At 48.1% G+C, this 11564-nt stretch carries 15 protein-coding genes and 2 pseudogenes; all 17 read left to right on the top strand.

The window, feature by feature from the left end; translation table 11 throughout:
- Positions 1–262 (top strand): annotated as a pseudogene (locus tag D5270_RS15810) (hypothetical protein); the annotation flags it as partial.
- A 114-nt stretch (positions 263–376) separates the two neighbouring features.
- Entirely contained in the window at positions 377–850 is a 474-nt protein-coding gene (locus tag D5270_RS15805; protein WP_166544994.1) for a helix-turn-helix transcriptional regulator, read from the top strand.
- A 17-nt stretch (positions 851–867) separates the two neighbouring features.
- Entirely contained in the window at positions 868–1269 is a 402-nt protein-coding gene (locus D5270_RS15800; RefSeq protein WP_166544993.1) for a hypothetical protein, read from the top strand.
- A 53-nt stretch (positions 1270–1322) separates the two neighbouring features.
- Positions 1323–2063 carry a hypothetical protein gene (locus tag D5270_RS15795; protein WP_166544992.1) on the top strand — a complete coding sequence of 247 codons (741 nt, stop codon included), beginning with the start codon at positions 1323–1325 and terminating at the stop codon, positions 2061–2063.
- 50 nt (positions 2064–2113) lie between these two features.
- Complete coding sequence (locus D5270_RS15790) at positions 2114–2845, top strand: DUF6060 domain-containing protein (protein ID WP_166544991.1); 732 nt, start codon at positions 2114–2116, stop codon at positions 2843–2845.
- Positions 2846–2915: 70 nt separating this feature from the next.
- Entirely contained in the window at positions 2916–3401 is a 486-nt protein-coding gene (locus D5270_RS15785) for a hypothetical protein (protein ID WP_166544990.1), read from the top strand.
- Between the two features lie 30 nt (positions 3402–3431).
- Entirely contained in the window at positions 3432–4376 is a 945-nt protein-coding gene (locus D5270_RS15780) for a hypothetical protein (protein WP_166544989.1), read from the top strand.
- A 767-nt stretch (positions 4377–5143) separates the two neighbouring features.
- Positions 5144–6166: a hypothetical protein gene (locus tag D5270_RS15775; RefSeq protein WP_166544988.1), complete on the top strand. Its 1023-nt coding sequence runs from the start codon at positions 5144–5146 to the stop codon at positions 6164–6166.
- 37 nt (positions 6167–6203) lie between these two features.
- Positions 6204–6902, top strand: coding sequence for a hypothetical protein (locus D5270_RS15770; RefSeq protein ID WP_166544987.1), 699 nt, complete (start codon positions 6204–6206; stop codon positions 6900–6902).
- Positions 6903–6985: 83 nt separating this feature from the next.
- A complete protein-coding gene (locus D5270_RS15765; RefSeq protein WP_166544986.1) occupies positions 6986–7258 on the top strand; it encodes a type II toxin-antitoxin system RelB/DinJ family antitoxin in 273 nt (90 codons plus the stop codon).
- Positions 7258–7524 (top strand): Txe/YoeB family addiction module toxin, encoded by a 267-nt coding sequence (locus D5270_RS15760; RefSeq protein WP_166544985.1) that lies wholly within the window; start codon positions 7258–7260, stop codon positions 7522–7524. The genes D5270_RS15765 and D5270_RS15760 overlap by 1 nt, the downstream gene beginning before the upstream one ends.
- Positions 7525–8395: 871 nt before the next feature.
- Positions 8396–9802, top strand: a complete 1407-nt coding sequence (locus D5270_RS15755) for a hypothetical protein (RefSeq protein ID WP_330587549.1) — start codon at positions 8396–8398, stop codon at positions 9800–9802.
- A gap of 35 nt (positions 9803–9837) precedes the next feature.
- Entirely contained in the window at positions 9838–10068 is a 231-nt protein-coding gene (gene vapB, locus D5270_RS15750; RefSeq protein WP_166544984.1) for a type II toxin-antitoxin system antitoxin VapB, read from the top strand.
- A complete protein-coding gene (gene vapC / locus D5270_RS15745) occupies positions 10065–10466 on the top strand; it encodes a type II toxin-antitoxin system tRNA(fMet)-specific endonuclease VapC (protein ID WP_166544983.1) in 402 nt (133 codons plus the stop codon). Before vapB ends, vapC begins: the two co-directional genes overlap by 4 nt.
- A gap of 204 nt (positions 10467–10670) precedes the next feature.
- Positions 10671–10922 (top strand): hypothetical protein, encoded by a 252-nt coding sequence (locus D5270_RS15740; RefSeq protein WP_166544982.1) that lies wholly within the window; start codon positions 10671–10673, stop codon positions 10920–10922.
- Complete coding sequence (locus D5270_RS15735) at positions 10919–11200, top strand: type II toxin-antitoxin system YafQ family toxin (RefSeq protein ID WP_166544981.1); 282 nt, start codon at positions 10919–10921, stop codon at positions 11198–11200. Before D5270_RS15740 ends, D5270_RS15735 begins: the two co-directional genes overlap by 4 nt.
- Positions 11201–11236: 36 nt before the next feature.
- A pseudogene (locus tag D5270_RS15730) lies at positions 11237–11564 on the top strand (hypothetical protein); the annotation flags it as partial.

Raw genomic sequence — 11564 nt, 5'->3', positions numbered from 1 at the left:
GGTTGACGGTGTAGTTGACGTTTTGCAGGCCACCATTGACACGCTGCAGGGCCAGCTTGAGGTGAAAGACCGGCAGATCGAACAGCAGGCCCAGACTATTCTCCAGCTTACCGAGGCTCTGACCACTGCCCAGCAGACAGCGGCAGCGGCCCAGGCTCTTCATGCAGGGACGATGAAGGAGCATCTGCTCACTAGCGAAGGTGAAAGTGATACGCAGGAAGAACCGAAACGCAGTTGGTTCAGAAAACTGTTTTCTGGCTGATTGTATAATAAATTGCACGATAAAATTAAAAACGCAAGTCAGACTTGCGTAAATGTAAACCAAGTTTGGTTTACATTTAATGGGATTTGTGGCAAACTGAAGGAGGAACAGGAGATGGAGTTACGCGAAAAGTTGTATCGTCTCCGCAAGAAAAGAGGAATCACGCAGGCCGATGTGGCTGAGCGGCTGAATGTTTCCCGTCAGTCCGTTTCTAACTGGGAGAGCGGGTCCACGACACCATCAGTGCAACGCTTGAAGGACCTGAGTCTCCTGTATGAGGTACCGCTGGAATCCCTCTTGGATGAATCGGAGATGGAAGGGCCGGAACAGTCTCCTGCGGAGGAAGAAAGCACATCAAACGAAGGCGATGAGATTACAGATTCTGTTCCAGAACGACCACGAGCAAGGCTGCGTTGGGTCAGGTTTGCAGGGATAGTTGTTCTAGCTATCGTGCTTTTGACCCTTGTGATTCTCCTGGTCGTACATAGAAACAGCACAGAGGAAGGGGTGAGTGTGGAAGTACCACTTGACGAGATGAGCAACGGGAATTTGAGTTCAGAGTCCCTGGATGAGTTTAATTTTAACTAAAAGTAAGGAGGAACAGCATGAAGAAGTGTCTGTGTACTATACTTGCGTTAGTCCTGATGTTGAGCTGTGTGTGTCTCCCAGCGTCCGCAGTTGAGATTGTAGAGTCAGACGGTAACCAGCCTGTTGCAAGAGCGACTAGCCGCTTTACCATTGACGTTAAAGCGAACTCTTCTATGCGTGCCAGCACCAGTTTTCCCATGGAGGTTGGCGAGGTAATTACCATCAAGGCATCATACGCTCCATTTTCAGCAAGTGTAGATGTTGGGTTGGTTGGCCCTAACGGGCGTTTCCATTATGTGACGGTGACAGATGGAAGCATTAATCTAGCCATCAAGATTACGGAAAGAGGGAAGTACACATTTGCTGTAAGAAACAATTCTGCGTTTGGAATAAACGTTTCTGGATATGTAAATTATTAGTTTAATAACAAAGGAGTTGCTTAAAATGAAGTTCAAAAAAGCATTAGCATTAGTTGGAATTGCGAGCATTAGTTGGAATTGCGGCGCTATTAATTGCTGTTGCGGTTCCATCGGCTGCGTTGACTACGCCCAAATACGAAGAAAAACCAACCATCAAGTACATTTTTGATGGAGATGAGGGGAAACGAGTTAGCGATGAAGAGTTTTATCAAGTGTTTACTCCTGAAGATGAGGTAAAGGCGAAGAAAACATCAGATAATGGTGTGGTTTCTATGCAAGCAGAAGATGAAAAGCCATTGTTGTATTTCTACTTTGATGACAGTGGCTTGTACGAAGTGAGTAAAGAACAATTTAATGAAATTTCTGAAGAGCATAACTTGGCAGAGGTAGTGGCTAGGGATGGTTTAGTGGCAGAAGCTGAGGTACCTATCGAAACGCTTTCAGAAAAATCAGAGAATACGGTTGTGGATAAGGCCCGTAAAACAGGGAATTGGACTATTACTTCCAATACAATTAACCCCAATGGGAAAACGACTTATTCTATGCCGGATGGTAGTAGCTTCGTTGTAGGAGATGGCGAGGAAATCACGTGTTCCATTGGCCCAGATAAGGCATGTAAAATGACTATTGGGGCAACAGGAACAAAAACATTTGAAAGAACTGCAGATGTTGATATGAAAAATTACTATGGTGTAGCAATCGGCACAACAACAAAAGGAAGTTATAAATTTTATGCTGCAAATCGTGGTAATGGTTTTTCAATCACAGTAAAGGGAGGCGTATGGGTGGACTAAAACCCCCACGCTTGTAAACATTCGATGACACAATTTAAGGAGGTTTTTTGATGAAACGTGTAGTTTCTTTGGTTGTGGCCTTGTTACTGGTTTTTTCGGTATGCTCTTTTGCTTCTGCAACTGGCTCCGAAGAATGGGAAGTAAACCGTCAGGAAGATGGGACGGTTTTTCTCGAAAATAAACTCTCTGGCGAAACAATAGTGGAAGCCTTCCGTTTTGATGACGATGGCCAAACAGTCCCTGTTGATCTGTTAGAGTATGTGCATGAACTAAACGCTCTGGACTCAGAACAAATCTCAAGTGCAGAAGAATCAGATGTTCCAGCTATGCTAGAGCGGGATGTTACGCCTATGCCATACACCACTTACTCTTATAAGGAAAGTTCATCCTCAAAAGTGAGTGGCAGTGCAGTAAAAGTTACCGCTGACGTGAAAGGGCCTGCTTCTATCACATATGGGGAATCCATTACGATTAGCGATTCATACAGTGCCGGTGTTACTTTAAGTTCATCCATCAAAAGGGCTATACAAATCGGTGCCAGCTTTACTTGGCAACGTTCTCTGTCTACGGGTACAAACTTTTCAGTGACATACAAAGTTCCCTCCGGGAAAACTGGCTATGTCAAGTTCACTCCTTATCTAAATAAAACAAAAGGAACTCTTACAAGATCCACTACGATGGGGATTATCGTAGGAACAGAAACTTACGATGCCGAGGGGAAATCGCCGATTAAACTCAGCAATGGTTTACCTGATGGGACATATGCCATTGTCCTCAAGTAGAGCGCCACACAAACTTATGCTTATCTTGGCTCTCTGCATCTGTTTCCTGTCCAGCTGTGCAGCAAATAAAATGTATGAGTTACACCCCATAGACGGTCACTATGTTCGACAAGGTGCTCGCCTTCGATGGAAAGAAGAATTTCCTGCCCGACCTTTGTCGCAGGCATTCTATTTCACCTCATCACCAGAAGCCGTTTCCATAGAGCTGAAAGCGTACCGGGTGGTAGATGGAAAATCGGAAACACTGTTAGATGGTGGGATTTCCATCGGCCAAGAGAGAAAGCCTGTCAGCCAGCTAACTGGCAGGCTGTACATAGAGACAATGGACGGCTTGGTGCATGTGGTCATCGACTGTAGTGGACTAACAGAATACACGATAGAGCCAGGAGATTCTTTTGTGGAAGAATCTTTAGATACACATTTCCTTGACGCTTCTCAGTCAATCGAGATGAACCAAGAGGTCCCTCTCTGTACTTTTTCATATTCAACCGATGCTGATGGCGGGAAAGAACAAACTCTCGTGATTGCGGTCCGATTTGTCGGTTCTGCATTTTAATTCTAAAAAGGCAATAAGGAGATGCCACATATGAAAAAATTTATTGCACTGCTTATCGCTGTGGTCCTTTGCGTCATAAGTCCTCTATCTGCTTTTGCGGCAACCACCGATAAGCCTTCAGTTGATACAGTAGACAAAGAAACCGAATACTATGCCTATTTGGACATTGAGAAAGCAAAGGCAGACGTAAAGGCTCAACTTCTACTGTCCAGAAATGCTACTATCTTGGGTAGCAACTGGGTCGCTGACGGATTTGAAGGGTACATTGGAGATGCGCGGACAGGAGAAGTCCTCCAAGTCCTCCCCAAATTCAGTGAGCTTTACCCCAATTGGGATATTCCAAACTACATTGACGTTAAATCAGCCCAAGAGAGGATTTCCGGCAATGAAACACAGATAGATATATCTGAATATATTGGTATGGATGTAACCGAGGCTCAAAAATCCATTGAAAATAAAATTTTAGAAGCAAGAAGAGAAATTATATACAGCAATAATTGGATAGCCGATGGTTATGAAGGTTATATTGGTGACAGGAGAACTGGGACAAGAGAAAAATTGCCTACTTTTAGTACACTCTTTCCAGATTGGGATATACCAGTGGAAAAGGTGACCTTAGCTCCCTCTGTCAAAGCAAGTGCCACACCTCTCAGCTCTAAAAAAGTTATCTTTCAAGGCACAGCCTACATGGGTAGCCCCACAGCTACAGGTGACCCTACATTCTTTAGAACTACCACAGGTGGAGCCTGGGAAATTCGCTCATATGCCACAAGGATACCGGGCCAAAATTACAACCTGGGATACACAAATATGAGTACTGGTAGAAGCATTGCATCTGCGACAAAGTTAGCCGTTTATCAGTTCTTAAGCATTCATGGAAGTAGGACCTCATCTACAACGGTTGGAGTAAGAACCAGTACTTATAGCACAACTGGGATAGGATATTTTACGGTAGAACGGTTCCCATTTGAATAAGACCCCAAAACAGAACAAAAAAGAAAGTAAACAGTAGACCCCAGTGCATTGTAGCACTGGGGTCTTGTATTATTCGACTTTATATGAGCTTTTGGGGCAAGTGTAATACGGTTTACCCGTTTGCACTATGTGTGAACGGGTAAACCGTTATATTTTCAAATAACCAGATTATATTATTGACTTTTCCCCTGGATTATGCTATACTGGCACTGTAACAAAAATTCTTTTTCTAAGTCCGACAGGGCTGATGCACCCCTTGCACACGCTGGACTTGCCTTAGTAGCCTTTTGCGAATCGGATTCTGCGTGTGCTGCAGTGTAAGTAATCCTTGTGAAAGCACGGTTGTCCTGCTAGTGTATCATCCGACTGGTGCCGCGGTTCTTTCCGTGCGCACTGTGCGCATTTAGGAGCGGCTGGATGGGCGCTTCCACTCTGTGGGATGCCGCTATCTGCCCTCTGAACGGGCTTTTCCTTAGGAAAAATGCGTATTTTCTCTGAAATGCGCACCCTGCCTAAAATGCGCACAACCTTCTTGAACGTATCCCAGAGCGCTGTATAAGCTCCGGGCCGCACACATAAGCGGTCAAAAGTGTTGGGGGCCTTTGGCTCCTTCCCGTCACACATAAGACGTTAAAAAGTGTTCCTTTGCCGATGGCTGGCCCTACCGGGAAGCTTGAGGCGGCCTAGCTTAAACAGATAAAAGGATGTCAAGGCAATGTCAAGAAGTGCCTTGACCAGGGCACAACGCTTGAAGGAGGTAGCAGCCTATGGGAAGAAAGAACAAGACCTATTTTAAGGACCTGCACCAGCAAGCCTATGACAAGCTGGTATCGATGCAGGCGTTCGGCGAGAGCAAGCGGGCCGCGGCGGCCGCTGGGAAGGACAAGGAGAAGATTTTCTCCTTTAATACCTACCAAACTTATTGGAAACACACCAAGTATTTCCTCCAGTACATGAAGGAGAACCATTCGGAGTGTACCACGCTGAAAAGCGCCAGAAAGTATGTGAACGAGTGGCTCCAGGTTCGGGCGGACCAAGGGCTTTCCGCCTGGACAGTTCAGGTGGAGGCCAAAGCGCTGGGGAAGCTCTACGGTATCAGCCCAGGTGATGAGGGGTACTTTACCCCGCCAAAACGCAGACGAGAGGATATTACCCGCAGCCGGGGTGACCGGGTGCGGGACAAGCATTTTTCTGAGGCAAATAACGATGAACTAATCAAGTTCTGTAAAGGCACAGGACTGCGGCGCAGTGAGCTGGCAGCACTTCGGGGCGGCGATCTGATGGCCAGGGCACAGATTGACCAGGAGCTTGCTCAGCTGGAAAAGGTTCCGGCTGAGCAACTGACGCCGCAGGAGGTCCGGCGCGTGGAGGTCCTGCGGGATACCAAGCTGTTCCGTGAGGAATACTTCGTCTATGTGCGCAATGGCAAGGGAGGCCGGGAACGGCTCTCGCCAATCATTGGGAAGAACGCTGGGCAGATCGTGGAGCGGATACAGAGTACGCCGGTTGGGGCAATCGTCTGGCAGCACGTCCATCAGAGCGCGGATATTCATTCCTATCGGTCCGACTACGCCACGGCCATCTATAAGGCCCATGCCAGGGAGATTAAGGAGATACCTTTTGACCGGATAAGCAAAGGCACGGGGAGGCGGTACCAGAGCCAGGTATACACTTGTCGGAAGGACGAGGCGGGGAAGAAGTTGGACAAGACTGCCATGCTGGTGTGCAGCAAGGCTTTGGGGCATAACAGGATTAACGTGGTAGCGGACAACTACATCCGAGGACTGTAAGGAGGCGGGGGTTATCGTAGAGTTTGCAAAAAAGGGCATGATGGGCGGCTATAGGACGGTTGAGGACGAGAAGGACGGGTACTCCCATGTGGTTCTTCCCCGTGAGGAGTACGAGGACCTTTGTCGAACACTGGAACAGACCCGGGTTTACGCGAAGAATCAGATTGAGGAAGCTCAGAAACAGGCGAACCATGAGATAGAGTGTGCCCGATGGGAAGCGGCGAAGGAGGTCAAGGATATACAGACAGCTTTACAGATGGAACAGGACAAGAATGCCGCGCAAGAGAAGTTGAATGCTGGCCTGAAACGGATTTGCCGGGAACGGGCCAATGCAGAACGAGGCGTAGTACCGAAGAAACAGCATACGGGGTTTGTGGTGCTGTCTTCCTCAACCCGGTTGTACCAATGCGGAGCTGGATCTCGTCGGGAGCATATATGGGCATGGGAAACTGTGATACAGACCCCTTATGAGGTCGATTTGCCGGCGGAGCAGGTTCATGAGCTGCTGCAGACGGATTTGCCGCAGATTGTGGCTGTAAAGCTCGGCCTTTCTGAAATGGACGAGGATTCCAGCCGGAACTCGGAAGAAAACTTTATGCTGGAGTATCGGCTGCGGGCGAACTTCCGGTCAGAGTATTGGGAGATGAGCCTCATCCACACAGGGCCGCTGGGGACAGTTCCTGCTGAGATGCGGAATCCTTTGAAGCAGAAGAAAAAGCGCCAAGCTGAGGGTTAAGCAGATGAAAATCAATGCAGTGTAAAGAAATCACTTTACATTGCATTGCTTTTGGCGTATAATAAGTTTGGAGGTGCGTAACTATGGCGCAGAGCGTAAACGTCAATTTTCGTATGGATGTGGAGCTGAAGAAGAATCTGGAGGAAATCGGCCAGCGAATGGGAATGAACTTGACTACCATGCTGACTGTTTGCTGTAAGAAAATCGAGCAGGAGCGGCGTATCCCCTTTGAAATCACCGCTGATCCGGACCCGTTCTATTCTGAAAGCAATGTCCGTTACCTCAAAAGTAAGCTGGATTCTCTCAATGCCGGGACTCTTCCCTTGGAAAGCCACGAGCTGATTGAGGTTGACTGATGGGGCGGGATATAAAATGGGATAGTGATGCCTGGGAGGATTATTGCGGCTGGCAACAGACCGACAAGGCCATCACCAAGCGGATCAACGCCCTAATCAAGGACGCTCAGAGGAACCCATACAATGGTATCGGCAAACCTGAGCCGCTAAAATACGATTTGGCTGGTCTTTGGAGCCGTCGTATCAACGATACCGACCGGTTGACGTATAAGCTGGTCGGTGACACGCTGGTAATTATGGCCTGCAAGGGCCACTATGACCAGTGATTCCCCCAGTAAAGAGAAAGCGTGAGCTTGCCAGTGCAGCAGTTCGCGCTTTCTCTTTTGTAGAAAATGGTTGGATGGCCTACACGGCCTCTTAGTGGCCGTGTAGGGGGCCTTCATGGCTTTTGGCGTGTACTTTCACTACTGGTGGCTCAAAATCGTTTCTGTGGCCTTCTAGGGCGTTCTGGTGGGGCTTGCGCCAGCGGCAAAGATACACCACCAGAGGTATTAGGGGGAGGCTCCCCCTAACCGCACCGTGTGAACGGGCATTTGACGCAAAGTGTCGGACAGGATGTCGGACTCTTTGCCGGACAAATGCGTTGCTGGCTCGTACCTAGAACCCCGTTTGCACTCGGTTCTAGTACAAAAGGGATGGCAGATGGTTGCTGGCTACCATTTCGGTCTTGTATGTGGCCTCCAAGATAGGGAAAAACTCATTGATAATATAACCTCCCTATATTTTTTGGTAATTAAATTCCTTCTAGGAAACCAGAAAATGTTGGGTTGAAATCACTTGCAAAAATCGGCCATATGAGTTATACTTTGACCAAAGAAAAAATAGGGAAAAAAGTATTGATAATAAACGCCCCCCTATGGTCTTAAAGCCCTTAAATCTTTTTTCATTGGTTCATCGGTGATTGGAGAAAGTCGGAGGGGGATAGGGGGTGAGCGGAGGCTGTGGGAATGTGGGAAACCCATAGGGTTTTCCATCATTTCCACTGCTGGAGCGAGGGGGGAAGGGGGAGGTGACTTTCTCTTTAAGCCGCCGTAGGCGGCGCTCTTTTGCTCCCCCTTCCCCCCTTATATTGCCCGAAGGGCATCCTTATTTTTCTTTTTGCTTCTTTTTCTTTCGATTTTTGCGGAGGATTGTGTTGTGGAAAATGCATTTGGTGGCACCCTGGCGGAGTATCAGGTGTTGTATTTAGAGAAAAATGCTTATTTGGCTCAGTGTCTGGATGTTGTGGAGCCGTTTGTGTTCTATCGGGAGATTTTCCCGGAGGGTTCCTTTGAGCGTAAAGGCGTTTATAAGGATGGCAAAGCCAATGGTATTGCTGTAACTTTGCCAGGGAAGGGAGGCTCTGTGAATGGAGTTGCCTTAGAGATTGAAGGGGATGGACGGACACATCGGTACACCATTACGGATGATTTGGAGAAGCTGGATGAGCTTAGGAACACTAGTTTCACTATCATGTCCCCTATTTCCTATTACGGGAAACAGCGGTCGGGAAAAATGGCGCGGTACCTCTATGCCTTGGCTTTTGACTTGGACGGGGTTGGAATGCCTCAGCTCCGGGATGTGCTTCACCAGATGGACTATAAGATTTTGCCCAAGGCTACTTTTGTTGTAAACAGTGGGACTGGACTGCATTTGTACTATGTCCTGACAGAGCCGGTTCCTATGTACCCTCAGAATCAGCACTATCTGAAAGAATTGAAATATTCCCTGACCCGACAGATTTGGAATCGGTTCACATCTTCCATAGAACAGCCGCAGATGCAGGGGTTGATGCAGGGGTTTCGTATTGTTGGCTCTGGGACGAAGCTAGGACCGGGATATCCGGTGGTGGCATTCCGGTTTGGAGATCGGGTGGAGCTGAACAGCCTTTTGGAGTGGATACCGGATTCCAATGGGGAGCGGCAGAAGCTCCAAGGAATTCTGAGAAAGGCAAGTATGCCGTTGGCTGAGGCAAAAGAGAAGTATCCGGATTGGTATGAGCGCCGGGTCGTGCGGGGGGAACGCCGGAACTGCTGGACGGTGAAAAGGGATCTCTACGACTGGTGGCTGCGGCGGATTCGCAGCGAGATTCGGGTGGGGCACCGCTATCATGGGATTATGACCCTGGCAATCTATGCCAAGAAGTGCGGTATTGCGGAGGAGGAGTTGCGTCAGGATGCCTATTCTCTGCTACAGCCCTACGATGATATGAGTGTGGAGAAGATTAACCGCTTCACAAAAGATGATGTAGAGGCAGCACTTTCTATGTTCAACGAGGATTATGTGACGTTCCCCAGAGATGATATAGCCAGGCTTTCAGGTCTGACTATGCCGGTCAATAAGAGAAATTGGCGTAAACAGGAGGAACACTTGAAACGAGCGCGGGCCGTACAGGCAGTTGATTATCCCAACTATGAATGGGCGGGAAGACCATCAGCGCAGAACAAAGTGACTCAGTGGCGGCTACAGCACCCAGAGGGGCGAAAGGTGGACTGCCATAGGGACACGGGATTAGACCCAAAGACTATTCGGAAGTGGTGGGATAGTTCGGTTGACAAAATATAAATCATGATATATACTAATTGTGGAGGCGAATGTATATGGACACGGCAAAAATTTTTGAGAATGGAAGGAGCCAGGCGGTTCGGCTGCCAAAGAAGTTTCGCTTCAATGTGGATGAGGTAGCTGTACAGCAGCTTGGTGATGCAGTCCTCTTGGCACCGAAAGAGTCAGCATGGAAGATTTTTATGGATGGTCTGGATGGGTTTACCAGTGATATCTTCGAGGATGGTCGGGACCAGGGGATTCAGAAAGAGAGAGAGAGCCTATGACATATATGTTAGATACGAATATATGTATATATGTTATAAAAAATAAACCAGAGAAGGTACTAGTAAAATTTAAGGAAGAACTAAGTAATGGGGTATGTATTTCAGCCATTACCTTAGCTGAACTGGAGTATGGCATGAAGCACAGTTCTGATTCAGTGAAGAATGCGCGGGCGCTGCTCCGATTCCTGTTTCCTTTGACTATTCTTCCGTTTGACTCGGCTGCGGCCTCTGAATACGGAGCTATCAGAGCTTGGCTGCAGGAGCTTGGTACGCCAATCGGGCCTATGGATATGCTGATAGCCGGTCATGCTCGGGCCGAAAATATGGTCCTGGTGACAAATAATGTCCGTGAGTTTAAGCGTGTGCCGGGCCTCAAGATTGAAAACTGGGCGGAGTAATCCAGGCTGGCGGAGGACAATGTGGCCCTGGTTACCGCCCGGAGGCGGCAGGGGCAGTGTCCCTCTGGAACGGATGGGGGACGCATGAACGGCAAGGCTGTTGGAGACGTTGTGAATGAATGACAGGTATTGACTGTGTAGAAAGAAGCAAATATACTAATATAACTAAGTGTAATAACTAAGTAACAAAAGGAGGGCATCGTTATGAACCAGAAGACGGTTACCTGTTCGTTTACGATGGACAGGGACATTTATAATGCTTATAAGAGCATCGTTGTGAAGAACGGCGAGAATGTGAAGGGAAATATTGTGCGGTATATGCAGAGCGTTATCCAGTATGGAACGCCGAATGCAGATACGATTGCTGCCATAGCGGAAGTGCAGGAGCTGAAGAAAGATCCAAACAAGAAGACCTACGGCAGCTTTGCAGAGCTTCTGGAGGACCTGGATACATGAGCAACAAGTACAGGATTGTCCAGACCGGAAGGTTCAAGAAGGACCTAAAGACGGCAAGGAAACGAGGGTATGACCTCTCTTTGATTGGCAGCGTGGTTGATACACTTGCCGCAGGTGCTGAACTGCCGGAAAAATACAAGGACCATAGTTTGTCTGGTGATTATGCTGGGTGCCGGGAATGCCACATCACCCCTGATTGGCTGCTAATCTATGAGGTGTCAGACGGTGAGCTAATCTTGTACTTGACCAGGACGGGAACTCATAGCGACTTGTTCTAAGTTCGGACCTAAAGTCGAGCAGAAGGAGAGAGCAGAGTGAAGACAATCCGGCAGATAGCGGATGAGCTGGGTGTATCAAAGCAGGCTGTTTTCAAGAAGATGAAGAGTGAACCACTGTCAACCAGTTTACAGGGGTTGACGGCAACGGTTGACGGTAGGTTGATGGTATCGGTTGACGGTGAAAACCTGATAAAATCGGCATTTTTGCCTAATAACGCAACAGTTGTCGTCAACCAAAACCATCAACCGGTTGACGGTTTGGTTGACGGCGCGTCAACCAAAGTTGACGGTCAGGTTGACGGTGTAGTTGACGTTTTGCAGGCCACCATTGACACGCTGCAGGGCCAGCTTGAGGTGAAAGACC

Origin of the sequence: Acutalibacter sp. 1XD8-36 (assembly GCF_009917525.1) — a bacterium.
Lineage (GTDB): Bacteria > Bacillota > Clostridia > Oscillospirales > Acutalibacteraceae > Acutalibacter.
This window is presented reverse-complemented; position numbering and strand designations above follow the sequence as displayed.